Raw genomic sequence first — 24,726 nt, forward strand, 5'->3', positions numbered from 1 at the left:
AGGGCGGGCCCTGACCCAGCGGTGAGCGGCGGCACTGGCGCGCAGTGCCGCGAGGGCGTTTCATGGGTCACCAGTTGGCGATGCGAGGGTTGTCGAATGTGTATTCGTTCGGCACGGCGATGTTGGAGAACGAAAACGAGAGACTCACATCGAGCGAGCTGACCTGGTGCCACCAGCCCAGCGGCAGAAACACGGTTTCGCCTGGCTCGACCACCACATCAAGCACCGTGGCTTGTGCGAAAAGCGGGTAGCGCGCCAGGTCGGGATGGTCCAGGTCGATGGGGCTGTAGACGTCGAAGTGGTTGTAGAGCAGGGGCGTCTGCAGCGGCGAGATGAACCGCCAGCGCTTGCGACCCACGATCTGCGTGTGGCAGAGCATGATGGTGTCGTGGTGCAGCGGCGTCACGGTGCCGGCTGGCCCGAACCAGAACGAGGCGCGCCGAGCGAGCTGCGAGTGGTCGCAAAACTCGGGCAGCGTACCGATGTCGCTCAGCAAGGGGGCAAAGCCAGGGCGGCTGAGCATCTCGTTGTTGGCCGTGAGGTAGTAATCGTTGGTCGGGCCGCCGGCGAGCACGCGGTCGACAAAGTCGGCCAGCCGCGTCTTGCGCTGGTGGTCGAGCTTGTTGACTTCGTAGTCCGGATCGGCGCTGCGCTCGGCCTGCACCTCCACTTCCAGGTGGCCGAAGCGCTCGCGCAAGTCCTGCGGCGACCAGCGGCCGAGCGCAGGCCAGTCGCGCGCCACGTCGGTCAGCACCACGGGGCGGCTGCCCATGACGTATTTGTCGAGGAACTCGCCCAGCGCCACGCGGCTGCGTTTCTCCACATGGCCATACAGCGGGTCGAGCTCGTGCAGCTTTTGCTGATTGGCCACCACCGACTCCAGCTTGGCTTGCAGTTGCTGAACGCGCCGAGCGGCAAGAAAGACCGGGTCGGTCTCCACGGCACGGATGGCAGGCTCACACTCGCCGGGGTCCAGACCAGCCTGGACCATGGTCGCCAGCATGGACTCGGGTGTGCAGTTTCTCAGACGGTTCTCGGCGATCCACTGGCGCCAGCCGGCGTCCAGCGCGCGAAATCCGGCCTCAAGTGGACGGGGGGCAGCGGGAATGCGGGGCGTCGACGTCGTGCTCATGCGAGCGCCAGTATCTCACCGCCCGCGCCCAGCCCTGGTGGGTCGTTCAGCTGGTGAACAGCGCCACGTTGCCGCCTGCAGCGGTGGTGTTGATGGTCAACGTCTGTTCGGCGCAGAAGCGCAGGAGGTAGTTTGGCCCACCCGCCTTGGGACCGGTGCCGCTCAGGCCTTCACCACCGAAGGGCTGCACGCCCACCACGGCGCCGATCATGTTGCGGTTCACGTAGACGTTGCCCACCCGGGCGGCGGCGGCCAGGGCCTGCGCCCGGCTGTCGATGCGGGTCTGGATGCCCAGCGTGAGGCCATAGCCCAGCGCATTGATCTGCTGGATCACCACCATCGGGTCGCCATCCCAGCGCACCACCTGCAGCACCGGACCGAAAATCTCCTGCTTCACGGCGGCGATGGCGGGCACTTCGAACATCTGGGGCTCGATGAGGTTCGGCACGACATGCGAGGGCATGGACGGCGGCAGCAGCGCTCGGGCCCCGGCATGCAGGCGTTCGAGGTGAGCGCCGATGCCATCGAAGGCCTCGGCGTCGATCACGGGACCGAGGTCCGTGGCGAGATCGGCGGGGTTGCCCACCTGAAGCTCGCGGGCGGCGCCCTGAATCATGGCGATCACGCCGTCCGCGATGGCCTCGTGCAGGCACAGCAGGCGCAATGCCGAGCAGCGTTGGCCCGCGCTGCGAAAAGCGCTCTGCACCACCGCATCGGCCACCTGCTCGGGCAACGCCGTGCTGTCGACCAGCATGGCGTTGATGCCTCCGGTTTCGGCGATCAACGGCACGATGGGACCGTCCTTGGCGGCCAGCGCGCGGTGAATGATGCGAGCCACCTGGGTGGAACCGGTGAACACCACGCCGGCCATGCCTGGCTGCGCCACCAGCGCCGCGCCGACGGTTTCGCCCGCACCGTGCAGCATTTGCAGCGCAGCCGCCGGCACGCCAGCGGCATGCAGCAGCTTCACGGCCGCCATCGCCACGGCTGGCGTCTGCTCGGCTGGCTTGGCGAGCACGGTATTGCCGGTGGCCAGCGCGGCAGCCACCTGACCGACGAAGATGGCCAGGGGGAAATTCCAGGGACTGATGCACACCCAGGCACCACGGCCTTCCAGCCGCAACGTGTTGCTCTCGCCGGTGGGTCCCGGCAGCGCGGTGGGCGATTGAATGCGCTCGGCCTCGTTGGCGTAGTAACGCAGGAAGTCCATCGCCTCACGCACCTCGGAAACCGCATCACCCCAGGTCTTGTGCGCTTCCTTCACCAGCAAGGCACACAGGGCAGGCATTTGCTGTTGCATGGCGTCGGCAGCGCGCCGCAAGGTAGCGGCGCGCTCGGCCACCGGTGTGTGGTTCCAGCCCGGGAAAGCACGCACGGCGCGCTCGCACGCGGTCTGCACGTCGTCCGCCTCCGCCTCGGGAACACGACCCACCGATGTCACTGCGTAGGCATCCATCAACGCCTGGCGGTGTGCGACCACGGCGAGATCCAGGCCCTGGCTGTTGGCCCGGTTTGCGCCATACAACTGCGGTGGCAAGGGCAGGCGATCGGCGTCGGGCGCATCGGGCCGCGACTGTTCCAGTGGCGAGACGAGCAGCTCGTCCATGCCCACCGATTCGTCGGCCAGCTGATGCACAAACGACGAGTTGGCTCCGTTCTCCAGCAGGCGACGAACCAGGTAGGCCAGCAGGTCGCGATGAGCGCCCACCGGCGCGTAGACGCGGCAACCCACGTGCGGATGCTTGAGCACCTCGCGGTAGATGCCCTCGCCCATGCCGTGCAGTCGCTGCAGCTCGAAAGGCACCCGCTCCTCAGACGCCATTTGCAGGATTGCCGCAATGGTGCCGGCGTTGTGCGTGGCGAATTGCGGAAAGATCGCGTCTGACGCGACCAGCAGGGCGCGCGCGCAAGCCAGATAACTCACGTCGGTGTGCGGCTTGCGCGTGAACACCGGGTAGGCGGCCAGGCCCAGTTCCTGGGCGCGCTTGATCTCGGCGTCCCAGTAGGCCCCCTTGACCAGGCGGCACATGAACTTGAGCCGGTGTCGACGCGCCAGCGCGGTCACGTGCTCGATCAGTTCCACCGCACGCGTCTGGTAGGCCTGAAGCGCCAGGCCAAAACCCTGCCATTGCGGACACTGCTGCGCCACCCGCTTCGCCAGGGCTTCGAACACCGCCAGCGAAAGCTCCAGGCGATCGACCTCCTCGGCGTCGATGGTGAGATTGAGGTTGGACGCGGCGGCCGCCTCGCACAGCGGCCACACACGCGGCACCAGTTCTTCCAGCACACGTTCGTGCTGCGCGTCCTCGTACCGCGGATGCAAGGCGCTGAGCTTGATGGAAATGCCGTCGTTCTGACTCGGGTGGCGCGAGGCATCCGCCTCACGTGCAATCGCCGCAATGGCCTGCTGGTAACTCGCCAGGTAACGCAGCGCATCTTCATCCGTGCGGGCGCCCTCACCCAGCATGTCGAAACTGAAGCTCAGCTGGCGTTGCGCCTTCTTCGCAGAGGCGGCCTCCTTCATGCCCTCCTCGATGGTCTGCCCCAATACGAACTGGCGGCCCAGCAACTGCACAGCTCGCAGGGTGGCGGCCACCACGGTGCGCGCCCCGAGTTTGGACAGGAGGCCAGGTTCGTTGCCCGCTTCGGGCAGGAACTTCTTCGACATGGCGATCGCGGTGGACGACAGGCGTGCCAACGTCGAGTCCGCCGCGCCATCAAAGTCGGCTCGCCCCAGTTGGTCCGCCGTGAGCGCGATGGCGGTCTCGGCATCCGGCACCCGCAGCAACGCCTCGGCCAGCCGCATCAGGGCCAAGCCCTCGGCGCTGGAAATCGGGTATTCCTTGAGCAGGCTCTCCATGGCCCAGAACGGTGGCGGGCTTCGGCGCACAGCCTGCACCCAGGGCGCGGCCACGGCGGCAGCGGCAGACCAGTCCAGCGCCCCCTGCAGGGTGGCGAGCCGGTGCGCCAGCACGCCGGTTTCCGAGCGGTAGGGAGAGGGAAGCAAGTCAAATGGACGCGGCATGGAAGGCTCCAGAAAAGGCCATGATTTTGAGAGTGTGCGTATGTTGATGGTTCATTTACCAAATTTTTCGCCATAAAAGCCTCATGCAACCGGATAATCCACACCCATGCCCGCCGACGAAACCAGCCTGGACCGCATCGACCTCAAGCTGCTCAAGCTGCTGCAGGCCGATGGCCGCATCACCAATCTGAAGCTTGCCGAAACGGTGGCGCTCTCGCCCACGGCCGTGCTGGCGCGCACGCAGCGCCTGCAACGCGACGGCTACATCCTGGGCTACGAGGCGCGGCTCAATCCGCTCAAGCTGGGTCGCGGCATGATGGTTTTTGTGGAGGTGCTGCTGGACCGCACCACGCCCAACGTGTTCAACGAGTTCAAGGCCGCCGTGCACGTGCGCGACGAGATCATGGAATGCCACATGGTGGCCGGCGGCTTCGACTATCTGCTCAAGACCCGCATGGCCGACATGGCCGCCTACCGCGAATTCGCCGGCAACGTGCTCTGGCAGTTGCCCGGCGTGCGCGAGACGCGCACCTATGCGGTGATGGAAGAGGTGAAGGACAGTGCGAGGTTGCCGTTGTAAGAGGTCTATTTGTTGGCGCAGTCACTGGCCTCGTAGGCTTCACGCTCTTCCTGATCGCGTTCCAGCCGTCGAAGCTCGCTGGTCTGATGAGCCTCCCAATCTGCCTGCCAGGCCTGATACGCCTCCAGGTTCTCCCATCCGCCTGCTTGCAGCACGTAGGGCTCACTCCACTCACGCCGATCCTGCGTTTCCCTGATCCAGAGCGGGACGATCCCTGACATGAACCGAACGGATCTGCCTGACGCTGCGGAGCCGCCCACCGATATATGAGCGGACGAACGGGTCGCCGTCGGGAGTCTCGGTCGAGAAAGTTTGCCGAAGAAAGTACCGTGCGTTGTTGGCCTTCTCTTTGGTGTTTTGTACACCATTGAAAAAGCCGAATACCACCCCCTCGGCCTCGCAAGTGCCCTCAGCGTGAACCGGCAAGGGAGTCTCCACCGATGCAAAGACCAAGGTACACAGAGCTGCCTTCAGTTTTCAGACAAGAAGTCAATCACAAGTGTCTCCCGTTGGAAGTTGGGAGACAGTTCCACTGACCGCCTTGTTGTACGCCATGTACGCCTTCAATCGCTGCAAGGTGTTGGTGGTCAATGCCTCCATCTCTTGTGACATCCTGTAGGCATCCTTGAATCCTTCGATTCCTGGAAAGACGGCACCTCGACAGTTCACGGCACCACCGTTGTGGTTGTCGTCAATCCCACCCAAGCTGGCGCCGCGCTCGAGTGTCGGCAGATCGCCACTGGCTTCCAACCGGGCAATCTCCTCCTGAGGAGTGAGCGTCGATGTTTTATTGCGGGCATCACCGCCTCCGCCACATCCGACCAGCGCAAGCGCGAACTGCAACACACGCACGGTCGAAATTTCGCCATTGCCAACAGCATTTTTCATAGCGAGCCCCCCTGAGTCCTGTTGGAAAACAGGAGCGGAATATAGTCATTTGGAACTACTCATGCTCCGGGGAGCAGTGCAAGAAGGCGCGTGCTTGCGTCACGCCCTCGAGGTCCGCGTTGACAACGCACCAAAGCATCGCAAAATGAAAAGCTTCTTCCACGGAGACAACATGAACCGTCACGCCGCACTGCTGTTCTGCGCCCTCTTCGCCCCCGCACTTGCTCACGCCCAGAGCACCAAACCCGGCCTGTGGGAAATGACGCAGAAGATGGGAGGCAACGCCGAGATGGACCAGGCCATGGCGCAGATGCAGAAGCAGATGGCCGGCATGTCGCCCGCGGAGCGCAAGATGATGCAGGACATGATGGCCAAACAAGGTGTGGCCATGCCGGCGCCGGCAGCTGGTGGCGGCATGAGCATGAAGATGTGCATCACGCCCGACATGGCGGCGAAACAGGAAATGCCGGTACAGACAGAAGGCGATTGCACCACCACCGTCACCTCACGCAGCGCCAACGTGGTGAAGATGAACTTCGTGTGCAAGAACCCGCCCTCCAGCGGCGAAGGCACTTACACCTTCCAGGGCGACAGCGCCTACACCATGAAGATGCTCATGAAGACGACGCACCAGGGCAAGCCGCAGAACGTCACCCTGGACGGTCAGGGCAAGTGGCTCTCGGCCAACTGCGGGAACGTCAAGCCGCTGAAGTGACCGGGCGCTGGCGGCTGCCGAAAATCGAGCGCCCCACGCGAACCAGGGTCGAACCCGCCGAGATGGCGGCCTCCAGGTCGTCGCTCATGCCCATGGACAGGGTGTCGATCTCGAAGCCCCCCGCACGCAACTCGTCCCACAAGGCGCGTGCGCGCAGGAACACCGCGCTTTGCGCCTCGAAATCCGCAGCGGGTTCGGGAATGCACATGAGGCCGCGCAAACGCAACCGCGGCAATTCGCTCACGGCGCGTGCGAGGGCGGGCAGTTCTGCGGGCGAGACGCCCGACTTCGTAGCCCCGCCATCGACGTTGACCTGCAGGCAGACCTGCAACGGTGCCAACTCGGCAGGGCGCTGTTCATTCAGGCGCTCGGCAATCTTGAGGCGATCGACCGACTGCACCCAGTCGAAGTGGCTGGCCACGAGGCGCGTCTTGTTGCTCTGCACCGGCCCGATGCAATGCCACTCGATCGGCAAAGGCGCTGCGGACTCGCGCAATGCCAGGATCTTCTCCACGCCTTCCTGCACATAGTTCTCGCCAAACGCGCGCTGGCCGGCGGCCTGCGCCTGACGAACGGCATCGGGTCCGAAGGTCTTGGAAACCGCCAGCAGTGTGACCTCGTTCACATCGCGGCCGGCCTGCCTACAAGCGCGCAAAACCCGCCCCCGTACGGTTTGGAGATTGCCTTCAATCGTCGTCATAATCTGCCGTCATTACCCAACCACAACACGGAACCCGGGATGGACATCACCCAACTGCTGGCCTTCAGCGTCAAGAACAAAGCGTCCGATCTTCACCTCTCCGCGGGTCTTCCGCCCATGATACGGGTGCATGGCGACGTGCGACGCATCAATGTCGAACCGCTGGACCACAAGTCGGTCCATGGCATGGTGTACGACATCATGAACGACAGCCAGCGCAAGCAGTATGAAGAGTTCCTGGAGTGCGACTTCTCGTTCGAGATCGAAGGGCTGTCTCGTTTTCGCGTCAACGCCTTCAACCACAACCGCGGCGCTGGCGCGGTGTTCCGCACGATCCCGAGCAAGATCCTCACGCTCGAACAACTCAATGCGCCCAAGATATTCGGCGACCTCGCCCTGCGGCCACGCGGCCTGGTGCTGGTGACCGGCCCCACGGGCTCGGGCAAGTCCACCACGCTGGCCGGCATGGTCAACCATCTCAATGAAACCGAGTACGGCCACATCCTCACGGTGGAAGACCCGGTGGAATTCGTGCATGAGTCCAAGAAATGCCTGGTGAACCAGCGCGAGGTCGGGCCGCACACGCTGAGTTTTGCCAACGCACTGCGCTCGGCACTGCGCGAAGACCCAGATGCCATCCTGGTCGGCGAAATGCGGGACCTGGAGACCATCCGCCTGGCCATGACCGCAGCCGAGACCGGACACCTGGTCTTCGGCACGCTGCACACATCGAGTGCGGCCAAGACGATTGACCGCATCATCGACGTGTTCCCGGCCGAAGAGAAGGACATGGTGCGCGCCATGTTGTCTGAATCGCTGGTGGCGGTGATCTCGCAGACGCTGTGCAAGAACAAGGACGGATCGGGCCGCGTGGCCGCGCACGAGATCATGCTGGGCACCAGTGCCATCCGCAACCTGATCCGCGAAGCCAAGGTGGCACAGATGTACTCGGCCATCCAGACCGGCAACAGCGTGGGCATGCAGACGCTCGACCAGAACCTTTCGGATCTGGTCAAGCGCAATGTCATCAGTCCTGCGGAAGCCCGCAGCAAGGCGAAGATTCCCGAGAACTTCCCAGGCTGAACATGACGACCCCCACGCTCCACCGCTGCGCGGGTCACTGCCGCCCAAGGGGGCTGGCCTTGCTTGGGGCGGCCCTGCGCGGCGGCCCTTGCAGTTGATCAAAAGGACACTTTCATGGAACGCGACCAGGCATCCAAATTCATCAACGACCTGCTGCGCCTCATGCTCAGCAGGACCGGCAGCGACCTGTTCATCACGGCCGACTTTCCGCCCGCGATCAAGGTCGATGGCTCGGTCGTCAAGGTATCGCCGCAGCCACTGAACGCCACGCACACGCTGTCACTGGCGCGCGCGATCATGAACGACAAACAGGCGGCCGAGTTCGAGCGCACCAAGGAGTGCAATTTCGCGATCTCGCCACCCTCCATTGGCCGCTTCCGTGTGAGCGCCTTCGTGCAACAGGGCAAGGTCGGCATGGTGCTGCGAACCATCCCCGCCGTGCTGCCCACCATCGACAAGCTTGGCCTGCCCCAGGTGCTCAAGGACATTGTGCTGTCCAAGCGCGGCCTGTGCATCCTGGTGGGGGCCACCGGCTCGGGCAAATCCACGTCGCTGGCGGCCATGGTCGACTGGCGCAACGAGAACACACACGGCCACATCATCACCATCGAAGACCCGGTGGAGTTCGTGCATCCGCACAAGAACTGCGTGGTCACACAACGCGAAGTGGGGCTGGACACCGACAGTTGGGAGGCGGCGCTCAAGAACACGCTGCGCCAGGCGCCCGACGTGATCCTGATGGGCGAGATTCGCGACCGAGAGACCATGGAGCATGCGATCCAGTTCTCGGAAACCGGTCACCTCTGCCTGGCCACCCTGCACGCCAACAGCGCCAACCAGGCGCTGGACCGCATCATCAACTTCTTCCCCGAAGAGCGCCGCGCGCAATTGCTGATGGACCTTTCGCTGAACCTGCGTGCGCTGATTTCCCAGCGTCTGGTGCCGCGACAGGACAACAAGGGGCGTCACGCGGCGGTGGAGATCATGTTGAACTCACCGCTGATCTCCGACCTGATCTTCAAGGGCGATGTCGCGGAAATCAAGGAGATCATGAAGAAGAGCACGCAGATGGGCATGCAAACCTTCGACCAGGCACTCTTCAACGCCTTCGAGACCAATCTCATCACGCTGGAAGACGCGCTGCGCAACGCAGACTCGCTCAACGACCTGCGCCTGCAGATCAAGCTCAACAGCCAGCGTGCAAAATCGCTCGATCTGGCTGCGGGCACCGAGCACCTCACGATCGTTTGACCTGCGCCCGCGCCGCGCCTGCGGCGCGTCACCCCCTCAAGGGGGCCATGCCTGCAGCCCGGCAGAGCCGGTTCTGCGGCATTTCTTTTTTGGAGAGACCTTTTCATGAGCAGCATTGCAGACAAGAACTACGAATCCACGCCCTCGCTTCGCGTCGCCTTTCTTGGCCTCGGTGTCATGGGTTATCCCATGGCCGGGCATCTCGCGCGTGCCGGGCATTCGGTGACGGTCTACAACCGCTCGGGTGGCAAGGCCGTGGCGTGGGTGGCGGCGTTCGGAGGTTCAAGCAAGCCCACGCCGCGCGAGGCGGCGCAGGGGGCGGACATCGTGTTCGCCTGCGTGGGCAACGATGACGACCTGCGCTCGATCACGCTCGGTGCCGATGGCGCCTTTGCCGGCATGTCGCCGGACACCGTGTTTGTGGACCACACCACCGCGTCTGCCGATGTGGCGCGCGAACTGCACCGGGCGGGCAAGGCGCTGGGCATCGCTTTCGTGGATGCGCCGGTGTCGGGCGGTCAGGCCGGCGCGCAGAACGGCGCACTCACTGTGATGTGCGGGGGTGACGTCGAGGCGTTCGACCGGGCGAAGCAGGTGGCCATGGCGTTCTCACGCGCCTTCACGCTCATGGGCGAGAGCGGCGCCGGCCAACTCACCAAGATGGTGAACCAGATCTGCATTGCAGGCCTGGTGCAGGGCCTGTCGGAAGCGATTGCCTTCGGTCAGAAGGCTGGGCTGGACATGAATCAGGTGCTCGATGTGATCGGCAAGGGCGCCGCCCAAAGCTGGCAGCTCGACAACCGGGGCAAGACCATGGTGGCCGACAAGTTCGACTTCGGCTTCGCGGTGGACTGGATGCGCAAGGACCTGGGCCTCGTGCTCGACGAAGCCAAGCGCAACGGCGCGCGCCTGCCGGTGACGGCGCTGGTGGACCAGTTCTACGCGGACGTCCAGGCCATGGGCGGTCAGCGCTTCGACACGTCGAGCCTCATCAAAAGGCTCAGGTAGGCACCTTACTTGGCGGGAGCCGGTTGCGTCTGCATGCCGGCCAGTTCGGCCTCGGTGACGATCTCGAAGGCTCGCACCACGCGCGCCACCCCGGAGATGTTGCGCGCAATGTCCGTGGCGCGATCGGCTTCGCGCTGCGTCACGCGGCCCATCAGGTAGACGGTGCTGCGTTCGGTCGTCACCTTGAACGCGCTGGCCGAGATGTCCTTCGCGTCCACGAGGCTGGCCTTGAGCCGGCCGGTGATCAGCGTGTCGGTGGCGCGCTCCTTGAGCGACGGGCTGGAGGTCACGCCCAGTTCGTTGATGACCTCCTTGACGTTTTCCACCTGCGACACGATCTGCCCCACCTGGGTCTTGATCGCTTCGCTGGCGGCCTCGCCGGTGAGCAGCACGCGTCGGTTGTAGCTGGTCACGGCCACGCGCGCACGACCTTCGGCAATCTGTTCGCGCACGCGATTGCCCGCTCGCAGCTCGATGCCCTGGTCGTCAAGCTGCGCGCCTGATGTGCGGCGGTCCACGACGACGAGCGCGCCAGTGGCCGCGCCCGCCACCACCAGGGGCGCGCAGGCCGAGAGGGCTGCGCCCAAAGAGGCCGCGGCCAGGCCGGCGGCGATCAGTCGGCTCAACGAGCGTTGGTGATGAGACAGGTTCATGAGGAACTCTCCAGGTGAGGAACGGAAGCGTCGGGCAGGCCCAGCAGCTGGGCATCCACGCCGTCGCAAATGCAGTGCAGCACGAGGTGATGCACTTCGAGGATTCGGGCCGGCAAGTCGTGCGGCACGCACAGGTGCACGTCGGTGTCGCGCAATTGCTGCGCGAGCTGTCCGCCGCGCGCGCCGGTGAGCGCCACCACGGTCATCTCGCGCTCGTGCGCGGCCTCCACGGCGGCCAGCACGTTGGCCGAATTGCCGCTGGTGGACAGGGCGAGCAGCACGTCGCCGCCCTGCCCGAGCGCGCGCACCTGGCGCGCAAACACCGAACGAGCGTCGAAATCGGTGGCGATGCCGGTGAGCACGGCGGCATCGGACGACAGCGAGAAGGCGGCGAGTTCGGGACGTTCGCGGTCGTAGCGACCCATGAAGCTGGCCGCGAAATGCTGCGCCGCCGCTGCCGAGGCGCCATTGCCACACGACAGCACCTTGCCGCCGCCAGTGACGCTGGCCAGCACGGCACCGATGGCCGCCTCGACCTGCGGCGCCAGCGCTTGCGCGCACTGGTACTTCAGGTCGGCGCTGTCGATGAACTGTTGCTGGATGCGTTGCAGGAGCATGGCGCGATCATAGCGGTGGGGGATGTATCAAAATGCGGTCGATGCATCAAAGGCCGCGCGCAACCATTCGATGCGCCCACCTTCCAGCAGCACGACATCGAAGCGGCATGGAGGCTCTGAGCCGAGCCGCAGCAAAAAGTGCCGCGCGGCGAGCACCACGCGCCTTTGCTTGACGCCGGTGATGCTGGCGCCCGCCCCGCCCTGGCAGGCACTGGCGCGCTGGCGAACCTCGACAAACACCAGCGTGCCATCGGGCTCGCGCATAATCAAATCGACTTCGCCGCCACCGCGCCCGGGTGTCCTGAAATTGCGCTGCACCAGCGCGAGCCCGTGGTGCCGCAGGTGGACGAGGGCAGCATCTTCGGCGGCGTCGCCACGCGCCTTGGTGGTCGCATCGGGCCGCGTCGGCGGCCTCTGATTTCTGGAACTCCACATTGTCGGCAAGCACTCCATCCCTGTTGCAGGCCGCCCGCGAGGCGGCGGCGCACCAGCATTATCCGCAGGGCGCGCTCTACATGGTCGCCACGCCCATCGGCAATCTGGCCGACATCGGGCTTCGCGCTCTGCAGGTGCTCTCGATGGTGGACACCGTGGCCTGCGAGGACACCCGCCACACCGCATCGCTCCTGCAGGGCTACGGCCTGCACAAACCTCTGCTGGCGCTTCATGAACACAACGAGGCAGAGGCGGCGCAGACGGTGTTGTTGCGACTGCGCGAAGGCCAGCGCGTGGCCTATGTCAGCGACGCTGGCACGCCGGGTGTGAGCGATCCGGGTGCGCGGCTGGTCGCAGCGGTGGACGCCGCCGGCCTGCGCAGCCTCCCGGTGCCGGGCGCCAGCAGCATCACGGCCTTGCTCAGCGTGACGGGACACAGCGGCTGGGACGGGCGCTTCGTGTTCGCCGGATTTCTTTCCAGCAAGTCGGCCGAACGGCAACGCGAGGTGAGAGAAATGGGTGACGACGCGCGCGCCTGCGTGCTGCTGGAAGCACCCCACCGCATCGAGGCGCTCGCCAAAGACTTGGTGGCACTGGGGCCACGCATGCTCACCGTGGGGCGCGAACTCACCAAGCAGTTCGAGGAGGTGGCCCACCTGGCGGCACAGGATTTCAGCGCCTGGCTGCAGGCCGGCGCGCACCGCACGCGTGGGGAATTCGTATTGATGGTGCATCCGCAGGCGGCAGGCGGTGCAACGGATGAGGGACCCGACGCCGGAAGCCTGCGCACCCTGGACCTGCTGTTGGCCGAATTGCCACTCAAGACCGCCGTGCGGCTGTGCGCCGAGATCACCGGTCAGCCGCGCAACGCGTTGTACGAGGCTGCGCTCGCGCGCCGCCAGACCGGCGACGCCTAAGGGCGGATCAATGCATCACTCGCGCCATGGGATCGGTCCCGTTGCGGCGCGGCGGTGCTTCCGCTGACTCGGGCACCTCGGTGGCCTGCACGTCGACCACGTCGCCCGCGGGGCGGCGGGCGGTCCCGGTCGGCCACATGCCCTGTGTGTAGCGCTGCGAAGTCTGCCGGAAGCGGGTGAACACCACGGCGGGCGCCGGCTTGCGGCCGGTGATCACAGCCCAGAGCGTCACGCCGAGCACCACCACCAGCGTGGCCAGCAGCAGGCTCAACACGAACACCAGGGCCATCAGGCCCAGCGCCAGCTTGAGCACGCCGCGCACCAGGCGGCCAAAGAAGTCGAGGATTCCGTTCATGGATGAAAGAGGCGCGTGGCCTGTGGGAGTTCCGAAACTGGCGCGCGCGCCAGGCATTTCTGCCTGAAAACTGGCTTTTCGAGGCAAACAGCAAGCAGGTGCGGCCATTCTGCCGCTTTGCAAGAAGATGGGGAACCTCCCCCCGCACCGCTTCTCGCCCCCTGAAACGCTCTGTTTCATGCGTCGTGGGTCGTGCGCAGCGCGGTGGAGCCACTGATATGCTCGTTCACCATCGCGTGCCGCCCGCGCTCGCGCTTCTTCCAGGGTTCCCATGAAACCGATTTACCAGTATTTCTTTCGTGGCCTGATCACCTTCCTGCCGGTGGCGCTCACGATCTGGGTGCTGTTTCTTTTCGTGAGCTGGGTCGAGTCGGCCGCCATGTGGCTGATCCGCCCATTTGTCGGTGACTTCTACCTGCCTGGCCTGGGCATCGTGCTGGGCGCAGCGATGATCGTGGGCCTGGGCTTTCTGATTTCCCAGCCTTCCATTGCGCGGTGGCTGGCGCTGTTCGAGCTGCCGTTCACCAACCTGCCGGTGGTCAAAAGCATCTACTCGTCGCTCAAGAGCTTTGCCGACTATTTCTCGCCACACAAGAAGGAAGCCCAGCAGCAGGTGGTGGTGTTGCGCATCCCCGGCAACGAGATGTCGATCGTCGGCCTGGTCACCCGCCAGAACATGGACGGCCTGCCGCCGGGACTGGCCGAACTCGACCAGGTGGCCGTGTACCTGCCCATGGGCTACATGATCGGCGGCTACACCATCTTCGTTCCGCGCAGCTGGATCCTGCCGATCGACATGTCGGTCGAAGAGGCGATGCGCTCATCGCTGCTGGCGTGGATGGCGACCTCTCGCGGGACCGACGCCGACGCCCCCACCACTCCCCGCACTTGAGCCAGCCCCCATGAGCATCCGCCACCTGGACGCCCTGTTCGCCCCGTCGTCGGTGGCGGTGATCGGCGCCTCCTTGCGCCCAGCCAGCGTGGGAGGCACGGTGTGGCGCAACATCAACGCCAGCGGGTACCAGGGGCCGCTCTACCCCGTCAATCCCAGGCACGCCCATCTCGACGGCGTGCCCACTTTTGCCCGTGTGTCCGATCTGCCGCAGGCGCCCGAGCTCGCCATCGTCTGCACACCGGCCGCCACCGTGGCTTCGCTCATCGCCGAACTCGGCGCCCGGGGCACGCGGGCGGCCATCGTGGTCACGGCTGGGCTGGATGCCACACAGAAACAGGCGATGCTCGACGCGGCTCGCAAGCACACACTGCGCATCCTCGGGCCCAACTGCATCGGCATGCTGGTGCCCCACCTGGGCCTGAACGCCAGCTTCGCGCACCGCGACGCGCCACCGGGCGAGCTGGCCTTTGTCTCGCAGTCGGGCGCGCTGGTCACCGCCATGCTCGACTGGGCGGGCTCGCGCGGCATCGGCTTCTCTCATTTCGTCTCGCTTGGCGAGCGCGCCGACGTGGATTTTGGCGACATGCTCGATTTCCTCGGGAGCGACCCGAACACCCGATCCATCCTGCTCTACATCGAGAGCATTGACGCACCTCGCAAGTTCATGTCGGCCGCACGCGCTGCGGCGCGCAACAAGCCGGTGATCGTGGTCAAGGCCGGCCGTTCGGCTGCCGGCCAGCAGGCGGCGGCCTCGCACACCGGTGCGCTGGCGGGCTCTGACGCCGTGTTCGACGCGGCCATTGCACGCGCCGGCATGCTGCGCGTCAACACTTTGCAAGACCTCTTCCTTGCCGCCGAAACTCTCTCGCGCTTCCGAGACAACCGCGCCGAGCGCCTCATCGTGCTCACCAACGGTGGTGGTGCCGGCGTGATGGCGGCCGACGCCGCCGCTGCGGAAGATGTGCCGCTCGTCGAACTCGACGCCGACACGAAGGCACGACTGGACCAAGTGCTGCCCGCCAATTGGTCGCATGCCAACCCGGTGGACATCATTGGCGACGCGCCGTCAGCGCGCTACGTCGCCGCACTGGATGCGTTGGTCCGCGACGAGAGCAGCGCCGTGCTGTTCATCCACGCCCCCACCGCCATCGTGCCCAGCCTGGAAATCGCCGAAGCGTTATTGCCCCTGGCGTCGGCCACACCAAGGCGTGTGCTCGGCTGCTGGCTCGGCGATGCGGCAGTGGCCGATGCGCGAGAACGCTTCCGAAGCGCCGGCGTGCCCGATTTCAACACCCCGGAAGACGCGGTGCGTGCCGTCTCGCTGCTCAGCACCTACCGCCGGCACCAGGAAGAGCTGCTGCAGACGCCACCAGCGCGCAGTGCGACGCGCCCGGTGGACCTGCCACGCATACGCGCCATCGTCGAGGGCGTGCTCACCAGTGGACGCGAACTTCTGACCGAACCCGAAGCCAAGGACCTGCTGGCCGCTGCCGGCCTTCCTGTGGTGCCCACGAGCGTGGTGGAACCACAGGCACAGGCTGCCGTGGAAGCGGCCGAGGCGCTGGGCTACCCGGTGGCTCTGAAAGTGCTCTCGCACGAGATCACGCACAAATCCGACGTGGGCGGCGTGCGCCTGAACATCGGCAGCGCGGCCGAGCTGCACGAAGCCTGCGCCACCATGCTGGCGCGGGTGGGCGAACAGCGGCCAGACGTCACCGTGCAGGGTTTCACCGTGCAGCCCATGGTGCGCAAGAAGCACGCGCACGAACTCATCGTCGGCGCCAGCGTGGACCCGGTATTCGGCCCGGTGCTGCTGTTTGGCCAGGGTGGTGTGGCGGTGGAGGTGCTGGCCGACCGCTCGCTCGCGCTGCCTCCGCTCAACACGCCGCTGGCGCTGTCGCAAATCGCCCGCACCCGCGTGGCCAGACTGCTGCGCGGCTACCGCGACGAACCCGCCGCCGACATCGACGCCATCGCTCAGGTGCTGGTGGCCGTGTCGCAACTGCTGGTGGACGTACCCGAGCTCGCCGAGCTCGACATCAACCCGCTGCTGGCCAACCACGAAGGCGCGGTGGCTCTGGACGCGCGCGTGCGCGTGTCGGCTGCGCGGCCTGCCGGTGCGGCGAACTTCGCCATCCGTCCCTACCCGCAGGAACTGGTGGAGACCTTCGTGTGGCAGGATCAGTTGCTCACGCTGCGCCCGATCCGACCGGAGGATGAGGCGCAACACCGCACTTTTCTGGAAAAGCTCGACCCCGAGGACATTCGCCTGCGCGTGTTCTACAGCCGGCGCCACATCGAGCACAGCGAGCTGGCCCGGCTCACCCAGATCGACTATGCGCGCGAGATGGCGTTCATTGCCACGCGCATCGGGCCCCAGGACGCCGAGGAAACCCTGGGTGCGGTGCGTGCTTCTGTGGACCCGGACAACCACGCCGCCGAGTTCGGCGTGATCGTGCGATCCGATCTCAAGGGCAGCGGCCTCGGCCATCGCCTGATGGGCAAGTTGATCGAGCACCTGCGCGAACGCGGCACGCAGCGCCTGGTGGGCACGGTGCTGCGAGAGAACACCGGCATGCTGGAACTTGCTCGCTCGCTCGGCTTCCAAGAGTCGGACAGCCCCAGCGACCCGGGCGACCACGAGGTGCGTCTCGTGACGCTGGACCTTCAAACCGCCGCCGAATCCCAGCCATGAACCCCATTCGCACCCGCCGCCGCCTTGTCCTGGCCAGCGCTGCTGTCCTGGCCGCCCCCGCCTGGCTCTCACCGGCGCTGGCGCAGGCGCGAAACCTGCGCCCCACGCCCAGCCAGACCGAAGGCCCGTTCTACCCGGTGAACCTGCCGGCCGACAGCGACGCCGACCTGCTGAAGAACGGCAATGCCATCTACGGAAAGGGCCAGCCGGCCTGGGTGGAGGGCACGCTGACCGACCTGGGGGGTGCGCCGGTGGCGGGTGCGGTGGTGGAGATCTGGCAGTGTGACCATGCTGGCCACTACCACCACCCTGGCGATGGTGGCCGAGCCGATCCGGCCTTCCAGGGCTTTGGCAAAGTGACCGTAGGGCGCGACGGCCGCTACCGCTTCCGCACCCTGAAGCCAGTGCCTTACAGCGGCCGCACGCCGCACATCCACGTCAAGGTGCGCCTGGACCGCATGGAGCTGCTCACCACCCAGCTGTACGTGGCTGGCGATCCGGGCAACGAGCGCGACTTCCTCTGGCGCCGCCTCACCGAAGAAGGACGCGCGGCACTCACCGTGCCGTTCATGAGCGGCAGCGACGGTGTGCGCGCCACCTTCCCCATCGCCGTGCAGGCCTGATGGACTCGCTCACGCAGATCGCTCTGGGCTCGGCCGTGGGCGTGGCCGTGATGGGCCGCCGAACCGCCGTGTGGAAAGCCGCGCTGTGGGGTGCGGTGGCCGGCACCCTGCCCGACCTGGATGCCTTCATCGACCACGGCGATGCCATTCAGAACATGACGCGCCACCGCGCCGAAAGCCACGCGCTGCCGGTGCTGACGCTTTTCGCCCCGTTGATGGCGTGGGTCGTCTCCCGCATCCACGGCGAGGCCGCGCTGTTCAAGCGCTGGTGGCTCGCCCTGTGGCTGGTGCTCATCACCCACCCATTGCTCGACGCCATGACGGTGTACGGCACGCAACTGCTGCAACCCTTCACCAGCGAGCCCTATGGCGTGGGCAGCATCTTTATCATCGACCCGCTCTACACCGTGCCTCTGATCGTGGGCGTGGTGGCAGCGCTTCGCCTGAAGTCCACCCGCGGCTTCCGGTGGAACGCCGCTGGCCTGTTGCTGAGCTCGCTCTACCTGGGCTGGAGCGTGCTGGCACAGCAGCAGGCCACGCAGGTGGCGCTTGCCTCTCTACAGCGCGAGGGCATCACGCCGCAGGGCCTGCTGGTCACTCCCGCGCCGTTCAACACCGTGCTGTGGCGGCTGGTGGCCACCACCCCCACGCAATACCTGGAAGGCCACTATTCGCTGCTGGACCGGACCCCAGGCATCGCGTGGTCGGTGCACGACCGCGGCGCGGCGTTGATGGAGCGCTACAGGAACGAGCCCAGCGTGGCGCGCATGGCCGCCTTCACGCACGGCTTTCACAGCGTCTCGGAAAGTCACGGTCACCTGTACGTGACCGACCTGCGCATGGGCCAGGAGCCCAGCTACACCTTCCACTTCGACCTCGGCACAGAAGCGGCGCGGGCCAACGGCGGCCACCGGCCCACTCAGGCAGGCTTTCGACCCGACCTGGGCATCGCCCTGCCCTGGTTGTGGCGCCGCCTCCGGGGCGAGCCGCTGCCCTCACCGCTGGTGCCACCAGGAACGCCCCGGCTGGGAACGGCAGTCACATCGCCAGGGTGACGGCGATGATGAACACGCCGAGGGCGAGGTTGATACCCACCCAGGTGCGGATGGACGCGAGCGCCGCAGCACCCGCAGGCCAGTCGCTCGATGCCACGGCGCGGCCAAGGCGTTTGAACAGCGCGAAGCGGATGTGGCCGAAGATCGCCATCATCACGATGCCCAAGGTGGCCATGATGATCCAGTCCATCGGCATGTTGAACTCCAGCCCGGCCTGAACCGATTCCTTGGCCACGCGGCCAATCATCCACAGACCGGTGCCCAGCACCAACAGGATGGCGGCCAGCACCGCCGTGAAAAAGCGCCTGAGCACGCCGTGCATGAGGCGGATGCGCAAGGGCGGCTCCAGGAACTGTGCGGCCGGACGCAGGAAGAAGTGGGCGAACGCCATCCCTCCCACCCACAAGACGATGGCAAGCACGTGGATGAGTTGGAGGACAGCGTAGATCATGGTCAGGGGTTCGATTCAGGGTTCAGACGTCGAGCAGGGCGCCATCGGGGCGGCGTTGCTGCAGGCGGTAAGGCGGCAGGCCTTTGAGCATGCGCCGTCCATACGATTGGCGCAACAGCCGGGCATCGTAGCAAATCACCACCGCTTCGTCGGTCTCGCTGCGCAGGGCTCGGCCCGTCCATTGCAGCAGGCGCGCGCCAGTGGCAGGAACCACGAGCTCGCTGAACGGATCGCGGCCCTGGCCCTTGAGCCAGTCCGAGCGCGCCTGGCCCACCGGGTCACCGGGTGAGGCAAACGGCAGCTTGGTGATGAACACCCATTCGCACAGTTCACCCGGCAGATCGAGCCCTTCACCGAACGACTGCAGGCCAAACAGGATGGACGCGCCGCCGGCCTGCACGCGCTCGGCATGACGACGCAACAGCAGCGTGCGCGAGGCCTCGCCTTGCACCAGCACAGCATCGCGCAGCGCCGCGTGTTCACCGCGTTCAAGGAGCGCCTGCGCCTGCCGCATCTGCGCACGCGAGGTGAACAGCACCAGCGCGCCGCGCTGCACTTCGCGCAGATCGGTCATGAGCGCCGCGAGCATCTCGCGCGTGTAGGCGTCCACGTGCTTCGGATCGGCTTCGGTCTGCACCACGACCAGGCGGCCTTGCCGCGCGTGGTCGAAGGGGCTCTGCACCTCGCGCGCAGCCACCGCCTCGTCGAAGGCCAGGCCAGACTCGGCGAGGAAGTGATCGAAACTGCCGCACGTGACGAGCGATGCAGATGTGACCACCGCTGCGCGCACCTGGCTCCAGAGGTGGTTGCGCAGCAGACTGCCTGGCTGCAGCGGGCAGGCGTGCGCGGTGAGCGTGACGAGGCCGTGGCTCACACCCGATTCGAGCCACTTGGCCAGCGGTGGCTGGCCTTCGCCGCTGTCTTGCAGCCACAGCGCTGCGGTTTCCTGCGCGCTCTGCAAGCGCGGCGCAAGCACGCCCAGGCGGCTGTAAAGCTTGGCGCAGCGCGCAGCGTCGCCGGGGTTGTCGCGCGCGCTGGCCTTGAGCTGGGTGGCCAGGGCTTCGAACACCTTGAGCAATGCGCTCGCGTTCGCATGCAGCTTCTCCACCGTCTCGCGCCAGCCGGTGGGGAGCTGGCCGTTCTCGAAGCGGTCGACAGTGGGGCTGTCACCCCACCTTTCCGACTGCGCTCCATTTCCCCTTTCCGACTGCGCTCCATTTTCCCTTTCGGGTTGCGCTCCCTTTCCCCGTTCGGGCTGAGCCTGTCGAAGCCCAGCGCGCGCAGGCCCTTCGACAAGCTCAGGGCGAACGGAGGGTCGCTCGGAGACCCCCCCGATGCGCTGCATGCCCAGCCGCGCGAGCTCGGCCTGCGCGCTTTTCAGCTCCTTCGCCAGCGACGCCACGTCGGCGGAGGGCGTGTGCTCCAGCGCGCCTGCCACCTCTTCCACCGCCCGGGGCAGGCGGTCGAGCCAGCGGCCATGCATCAGATCCATCGAGGCGGTGAACTGCCCCTGAGCCACGCCGGGCAGGTGGTGGGCCTCGTCGAACACCACATAACAATCCTGCGGCGCGGGCAACGCGTGCAGGCCCAGGGTGGAGAGCAGCAGATCGTGGTTGACCACGATCACCTGTGCCTGCGCCAGCCGCGCACGCGCCTGGTAGTAGCTGCAGCCGTTGTAACTGGGGCAGTGTCGTGCGGTACAACTGTGGCGCTCGGCCGCAACCGGCCCCCAAAGACCGCCCTCGGGTGGATCGTCGAGCCGGTCACGGTCGCCGTCCCAGGTGCCGCCGTCGAGTTCGCTGGCCCACTGCGTGTACTGCACGCCCCGCTCCTTCCAGCGCGCGCTGGCATCGGCACCTGGCGCCGGCTCATCGCCTTCGAACAGATCGGCACTGGCCGCGTCACCGCCACTGAGCTGATCCAGCTTGAGGCGACACACATAGCGGCCACGACCCTTGGCCAGTGCGAAGCTGAAGGGCTGCGGCAGCACGGCGGCCAGCGCGGGCAGGTCCTTGGCCATGAGCTGCTCCTGCAGCGCCACGGTGGCCGTAGAGATGATCACGCGCTTCTGCTGCGCCAGGGCCAGAGGAATCACCGTGGACGCATACGCGGCCGACTTGCCCACGCCCGTGCCCGCCTGCACCACGGCGATGCCGCGCGCTGGCAGGCCCGCATCACCACTCACCGCGCCGTCACCCGGCGTCACGCCCGAGAGCGTGTGCGCAATGTGCGCGGCCATTTCGCGTTGCCCGGGGCGCGCGCGGTAGCCCGGTGCCTTGGCCACCACGTGGTCAAAAGCCGCGAGCGCAATGGCTTCACGCGCCAGGGCGCCATTGGGCAGCGATTCGGTGGATGCGGAGATGGAGGCGTCGGGCTCCAGGGTGGTGGACATGCAGGCTTCTGAAACGCAAAGCGCGATTGTCCCAGACGGGCCACCGACGCGGTCGGACCCGCCTTGTTCCAGACGGCCACCCATGTTCCGCCGCGCTTTCACACCTTCGAAAAGTCCGGCTTGCGCCGCTCCATGAATGCGCCGAACGCTTCGCGGGCGGCAGGCTCGCGCAGCATGCGGCCAAAACTCGCACCTTCCTCGTTCATCACCTCCAGCACCTGGGATGCCTGGTTCTTCTTCATGAGGCGCTTGGTCTCCATCAGCGCGCTGATGGGTTTGGCGGCCAACTTGCGCGCCACCGATTGCGCGTAGCCAGCGGCTTCGGTGGGGGGCAGCACGCGGTTCACCAGGCCCACTTCGAGCGCGGCCTCGGCCATGAACGGCTCACCGAGCAGCAATGCCTCAGCGGCACGGTGGTAGCCCAGCATCTGCGGCACCAGCAGGCTGGACGCCGCCTCGGGGCACAGGCCAAGGTTGACGAAGGGCATGGAGAAAGCGGCATTGTCGCCAGCGTAGACCAGGTCGCAGTGAAACAGCATGGTGGTGCCCACGCCGACCGCAGGGCCGCACACGGCCGCCAGGAGAGGCTTGGGAAACTGCGCGATGCCGCGCAGGAACAGAAACACCGGCGAACCGGCGGAAGCGGGCGGATTGTTCAGGAAATCGGCGATGTCGTTCCCAGCCGAGAACATGGTCTCGCTGCCCTGGAACACCACGCAGCGGACCGCAGCATCGTCCTGCGCAGACTGCAAAGCCTCGGCCATGGTGCCGTACATGGCGGCGGTGATGGAATTTTTCTTGTCAGGCCGATTGAAGGTGATGGTGCAGACGCCGGCTTCGGTGTGGACGAGGATGTCGCTCATGGTGGTCTCGCTGGGAACGTGGGAAAGCGAGAAACTTACCATGAGCCGCCTACACTTGCCGCTACTTTCACGCGCTGCCCCATGTTGCTTCGCCGCTCCCGTTTTGCGTTCCCTGGCCTGTCCGCGGTGCTCGGACTCGCCGTGTGGTTTGCCGTCGCCTTCTCAGGACCTTCTGCACTGGCCCAGCCCGAGCAGAATGCGCAGCCCAGCGCACCCGGACGACCGCGCATTGGCCTGGTGCTCTCGGGTGGCGGCGCTCGCGGGTTTGCCCATGTGGGCGTGATCAAGGCGCTGGAAGCGGCGCGGGTGCCGGTGGATGTGATCGTGGGCACGTCGATGGGCGCCATCGTCGGAGGACTCTACGCCAGCGGCATGAGCGCCGACGAACTGGAGCGCGAGATCCAGGCGGTCGATTGGGGCGACCTGTTCGACCGCCGCGAGCCGAGACAATTGCTCTCGCAACGGCGCAAGGAAGAAGACTTCGAACTCTCGCCCGTGCTGTCGCTGGGCTTTCGCAACGGTCAATTCATCCTGCCCAGTGGCGCGGTGTCATCGCGCTCGCTGGAAATGCTGTTGCGGCGCTACACACTCTCCACGCGCCACCTGGCGAACTTCGACGGCCTGCCCACACCGTTTCGTGCCGTGGCCACCGACATGGAGAATGGCCAGCCCGTGGTGCTGGACCATGGCGACCTGGCCGCCGCGCTGCGCGCCAGCATGTCGGTGCCTGGTGTGTTTGCACCACTGGATCTGGAAGGCCGGCTGCTGGGCGACGGCGGCCTGGTGAACAATCTGCCGGTGGATGTGGCGCGGCGCATGGGCGCGGATGTGGTGATCGCGGTGGACATCGGCACGCCACTGGGTGGACGTGCTTCGCTCGGTACGCTGTTTGGCGTGACCATGCAGATGGTGCACATCCTGACCGAGCAGAACGTGCGCGCCAGCATCGCCACGCTCACGACCGACGACCTGCTGTTGCAGCCACCGCTGGGGGCCCTCACCTCGGCAGACTTCGGCAAGGTGGCCGAGCTGGTAAAGCTGGGCAACGACTACGGCAAGACGGTGGGCGAGGCATTGGCCCGTTTCAGCGTTGACGCGCCGCGCTACCGGCAATGGGCCCAGACGCGGGAGACCCGGGCGACGGCCAACGCCGCGCGCATCGGCGCGGTGGCTTCGGTGAAGTTCGAAGGCGTGAACGAGGCGCACGCCGCGCGGCTGGCCACCGCGCTCGACACCACCGAAGGCCAGCGCCTGGACGTGCCCCGTCTTGAACGCGACCTGCAGAAACTGGCGGCCACAGGTGACTACGAGCGGGTGGACTACAGCCTCACACGGCGCGAAGACGGCGCCGAAGACCTCACGTTGCGGCTGACCGAGAACACCTGGGGACCTAACTACCTGCGTGTGGGGCTGGACCTGCGCACCGACTTCCAGGGCCAGGGCGCGTTCAACCTGCGCCTGAGCCACAACCGCCACTGGCTCAACGAGAGCGGAGCTGAGTGGCGCAACCGGGTGCAACTGGGCGAGACCCTGGGCTTGTACTCGGAGCTGTTCCAGCCATTGACGCTCAAGAGCGACCGCTTCGTGTCAGGCTATGTGGACGCCAATCTGAGGCGCGTGGAGCTGTACAACGACATCGGTCAATCGGTCGCACTGGTGCGGCGACAGGGCATCCAGGCCGGCCTGGACCTGGGCTGGCCCATGGGCTTGCTGGGCAATGTGGGAGACATGCGCGTGGGCCTGGTGGCGGCGCACCGCAAGGTCACGCCCGAGCTCATCGCCGGTGTGCAGCCACAGGACCTGGTGGGCTCGCTGCGCTGGAACGAAGTGGGCGTGCGCGGCGCAGTCATTGCCGACCAGCTCGACTACGCCAATTTCCCGTCGCACGGGTACCGTGCCAAGGGCGAAGTGGTGCTGGGGCGGCGCACCTACTATGGCGTGGCTTCGGGCAGCGACAGCTTTACGCGCCTGGAAGGCACCGCGACTGGTGTGAAGACCTGGGGGGTGCACACGCTCAATGCCGGCGCTCGGTTGGCGTACGCCAGCCAGATCCCCATCGGGGCCGTGGACGAGTACGCGCTCGGGGGTTTCCAGCAACTCTCGGGCTACCGCGTGGGCCAGGTGGCCGGCAACTACCTGGTGTTTGGCCGACTCACCTACTACCAGCGTTTGCCCTACAGCGTGGGCGTGGCCCGCGCACTCTTCGTGGGCGGCTCGCTGGAAGCCGGCAACGCCTGGACACAGCGCCGCGACATCACACTGCGCGGCATGCGCGCTGGCAGCAGCCTCTTCGTGGGCGCAGACACCGGCATCGGGCCGCTCTACCTGAGCATCGTGAGCGCGCCGCGCGGCTACACGGGTCTCTACCTTTTTCTGGGTAGGCCGTAGCTGGG

23 protein-coding genes are annotated in these 24,726 nt (G+C 66.2%); 11 read left to right on the forward strand and 12 right to left on the reverse strand.

From position 1 onward, the window contains the following. Window positions 1-67: 67 nt before the first annotated feature. Together AB7F11_RS05385 and AB7F11_RS05390 are read right to left on the reverse strand one after the other, a co-directional pair. Window positions 68-1,132 (reverse strand): cupin-like domain-containing protein, encoded by a 1,065-nt coding sequence (locus AB7F11_RS05385; protein WP_428289925.1) that lies wholly within the window; start codon window positions 1,130-1,132, stop codon window positions 68-70. Window positions 1,133-1,178: 46 nt separating this feature from the next. Beyond that, entirely contained in the window at window positions 1,179-4,157 is a 2,979-nt protein-coding gene (locus tag AB7F11_RS05390; RefSeq protein ID WP_428289924.1) for an L-glutamate gamma-semialdehyde dehydrogenase, read from the reverse strand. Between the two features lie 106 nt (window positions 4,158-4,263). Here AB7F11_RS05390 and AB7F11_RS05395 point away from each other — a divergent pair, with 106 nt between their 5' ends. After that, window positions 4,264-4,737: an Lrp/AsnC ligand binding domain-containing protein gene (locus AB7F11_RS05395; protein WP_428289923.1), complete on the forward strand. Its 474-nt coding sequence runs from the start codon at window positions 4,264-4,266 to the stop codon at window positions 4,735-4,737. Between the two features lie 5 nt (window positions 4,738-4,742). On the opposite strand, the gene AB7F11_RS05400 is transcribed toward AB7F11_RS05395, so the two are convergent. Together AB7F11_RS05400 and AB7F11_RS05405 are read right to left on the reverse strand one after the other, a co-directional pair. Continuing rightward, window positions 4,743-4,958 (reverse strand): hypothetical protein, encoded by a 216-nt coding sequence (locus AB7F11_RS05400; RefSeq protein ID WP_428289922.1) that lies wholly within the window; start codon window positions 4,956-4,958, stop codon window positions 4,743-4,745. 268 nt (window positions 4,959-5,226) lie between these two features. Then, complete coding sequence (locus tag AB7F11_RS05405; protein WP_428289921.1) at window positions 5,227-5,625, reverse strand: hypothetical protein; 399 nt, start codon at window positions 5,623-5,625, stop codon at window positions 5,227-5,229. A gap of 172 nt (window positions 5,626-5,797) precedes the next feature. Here AB7F11_RS05405 and AB7F11_RS05410 point away from each other — a divergent pair, with 172 nt between their 5' ends. Then, window positions 5,798-6,340: a DUF3617 domain-containing protein gene (locus AB7F11_RS05410; RefSeq protein WP_428299913.1), complete on the forward strand. Its 543-nt coding sequence runs from the start codon at window positions 5,798-5,800 to the stop codon at window positions 6,338-6,340. Here AB7F11_RS05410 and AB7F11_RS05415 read toward each other — a convergent pair. Next, window positions 6,324-7,040 carry a YggS family pyridoxal phosphate-dependent enzyme gene (locus AB7F11_RS05415; RefSeq protein ID WP_428291135.1) on the reverse strand — a complete coding sequence of 239 codons (717 nt, stop codon included), beginning with the start codon at window positions 7,038-7,040 and terminating at the stop codon, window positions 6,324-6,326. The genes AB7F11_RS05410 and AB7F11_RS05415 overlap by 17 nt on opposite strands. A 39-nt stretch (window positions 7,041-7,079) precedes the next feature. Between AB7F11_RS05415 and AB7F11_RS05420 the strand changes: the two genes are divergently transcribed. The 3 genes from AB7F11_RS05420 (at window position 7,080) to AB7F11_RS05430 (ending at window position 10,382) form a co-directional block, all read left to right on the forward strand. After that, entirely contained in the window at window positions 7,080-8,123 is a 1,044-nt protein-coding gene (locus AB7F11_RS05420; protein ID WP_428291136.1) for a type IV pilus twitching motility protein PilT, read from the forward strand. 114 nt (window positions 8,124-8,237) lie between these two features. Beyond that, complete coding sequence (locus AB7F11_RS05425; RefSeq protein ID WP_428291137.1) at window positions 8,238-9,374, forward strand: PilT/PilU family type 4a pilus ATPase; 1,137 nt, start codon at window positions 8,238-8,240, stop codon at window positions 9,372-9,374. A 105-nt stretch (window positions 9,375-9,479) separates the two neighbouring features. Continuing rightward, the gene (locus tag AB7F11_RS05430; protein WP_428291138.1) at window positions 9,480-10,382 is read left to right on the forward strand and encodes an NAD(P)-dependent oxidoreductase; all 903 of its coding nucleotides are present in this window, start codon (window positions 9,480-9,482) and stop codon (window positions 10,380-10,382) included. Between the two features lie 5 nt (window positions 10,383-10,387). Here the strand turns inward: AB7F11_RS05430 and AB7F11_RS05435 are convergent, their stop codons facing one another. The 3 genes from AB7F11_RS05435 to AB7F11_RS05445 are packed head-to-tail and all read right to left on the reverse strand — an operon-like array spanning window position 10,388 to window position 12,087. Then, window positions 10,388-11,035 carry a BON domain-containing protein gene (locus AB7F11_RS05435; RefSeq protein ID WP_428291139.1) on the reverse strand — a complete coding sequence of 216 codons (648 nt, stop codon included), beginning with the start codon at window positions 11,033-11,035 and terminating at the stop codon, window positions 10,388-10,390. Next, complete coding sequence (locus tag AB7F11_RS05440) at window positions 11,032-11,652, reverse strand: SIS domain-containing protein (protein WP_428291140.1); 621 nt, start codon at window positions 11,650-11,652, stop codon at window positions 11,032-11,034. Before AB7F11_RS05440 ends, AB7F11_RS05435 begins: the two co-directional genes overlap by 4 nt. Before the next feature lie 27 nt (window positions 11,653-11,679). Then, window positions 11,680-12,087 carry a YraN family protein gene (locus tag AB7F11_RS05445; RefSeq protein ID WP_428291156.1) on the reverse strand — a complete coding sequence of 136 codons (408 nt, stop codon included), beginning with the start codon at window positions 12,085-12,087 and terminating at the stop codon, window positions 11,680-11,682. On the opposite strand from AB7F11_RS05445, the gene rsmI reads away from it, so the two are divergent. Next, entirely contained in the window at window positions 12,087-13,004 is a 918-nt protein-coding gene (gene rsmI / locus AB7F11_RS05450) for a 16S rRNA (cytidine(1402)-2'-O)-methyltransferase (RefSeq protein WP_428291141.1), read from the forward strand. The two genes, AB7F11_RS05445 and rsmI, sit on opposite strands and share 1 nt — an antisense overlap. Before the next feature lie 7 nt (window positions 13,005-13,011). Here the strand turns inward: rsmI and AB7F11_RS05455 are convergent, their stop codons facing one another. After that, a complete protein-coding gene (locus tag AB7F11_RS05455; protein ID WP_428291142.1) occupies window positions 13,012-13,359 on the reverse strand; it encodes a hypothetical protein in 348 nt (115 codons plus the stop codon). 271 nt (window positions 13,360-13,630) lie between these two features. Here AB7F11_RS05455 and AB7F11_RS05460 point away from each other — a divergent pair, with 271 nt between their 5' ends. Genes AB7F11_RS05460 through AB7F11_RS05475 form a run of 4 tightly spaced genes read left to right on the forward strand, consistent with a single transcriptional unit; the run spans window position 13,631 to window position 18,627 of the window. Further along, a complete protein-coding gene (locus AB7F11_RS05460; RefSeq protein ID WP_428291143.1) occupies window positions 13,631-14,251 on the forward strand; it encodes a DUF502 domain-containing protein in 621 nt (206 codons plus the stop codon). A 10-nt stretch (window positions 14,252-14,261) separates the two neighbouring features. Continuing rightward, window positions 14,262-16,949: a GNAT family N-acetyltransferase gene (locus AB7F11_RS05465; RefSeq protein WP_428291144.1), complete on the forward strand. Its 2,688-nt coding sequence runs from the start codon at window positions 14,262-14,264 to the stop codon at window positions 16,947-16,949. Beyond that, window positions 16,946-17,572 (forward strand): intradiol ring-cleavage dioxygenase, encoded by a 627-nt coding sequence (locus tag AB7F11_RS05470; protein WP_428291145.1) that lies wholly within the window; start codon window positions 16,946-16,948, stop codon window positions 17,570-17,572. The genes AB7F11_RS05465 and AB7F11_RS05470 overlap by 4 nt, the downstream gene beginning before the upstream one ends. Next, window positions 17,572-18,627, forward strand: coding sequence for a metal-dependent hydrolase (locus tag AB7F11_RS05475; protein ID WP_428291146.1), 1,056 nt, complete (start codon window positions 17,572-17,574; stop codon window positions 18,625-18,627). The genes AB7F11_RS05470 and AB7F11_RS05475 overlap by 1 nt, the downstream gene beginning before the upstream one ends. On the opposite strand, the gene AB7F11_RS05480 is transcribed toward AB7F11_RS05475, so the two are convergent. From AB7F11_RS05480 to AB7F11_RS05490, 3 genes are all read right to left on the reverse strand, one after another. Then, window positions 18,611-19,078: a CopD family protein gene (locus tag AB7F11_RS05480; protein WP_428291147.1), complete on the reverse strand. Its 468-nt coding sequence runs from the start codon at window positions 19,076-19,078 to the stop codon at window positions 18,611-18,613. The two genes, AB7F11_RS05475 and AB7F11_RS05480, sit on opposite strands and share 17 nt — an antisense overlap. A gap of 22 nt (window positions 19,079-19,100) precedes the next feature. Then, window positions 19,101-21,470 carry an ATP-dependent DNA helicase DinG gene (gene dinG / locus AB7F11_RS05485; protein ID WP_428291148.1) on the reverse strand — a complete coding sequence of 790 codons (2,370 nt, stop codon included), beginning with the start codon at window positions 21,468-21,470 and terminating at the stop codon, window positions 19,101-19,103. A 98-nt stretch (window positions 21,471-21,568) separates the two neighbouring features. Continuing rightward, window positions 21,569-22,333, reverse strand: coding sequence for an enoyl-CoA hydratase (locus AB7F11_RS05490; protein ID WP_428291149.1), 765 nt, complete (start codon window positions 22,331-22,333; stop codon window positions 21,569-21,571). An 81-nt stretch (window positions 22,334-22,414) separates the two neighbouring features. Between AB7F11_RS05490 and AB7F11_RS05495 the strand changes: the two genes are divergently transcribed. Continuing rightward, entirely contained in the window at window positions 22,415-24,721 is a 2,307-nt protein-coding gene (locus tag AB7F11_RS05495; RefSeq protein WP_428291150.1) for a patatin-like phospholipase family protein, read from the forward strand. The last annotated feature ends 5 nt before the right edge of the window (window positions 24,722-24,726 follow it).

It is taken from the genome of Hydrogenophaga sp. (assembly GCF_050250835.1).
Taxonomy (GTDB): domain Bacteria; phylum Pseudomonadota; class Gammaproteobacteria; order Burkholderiales; family Burkholderiaceae_C; genus Hydrogenophaga.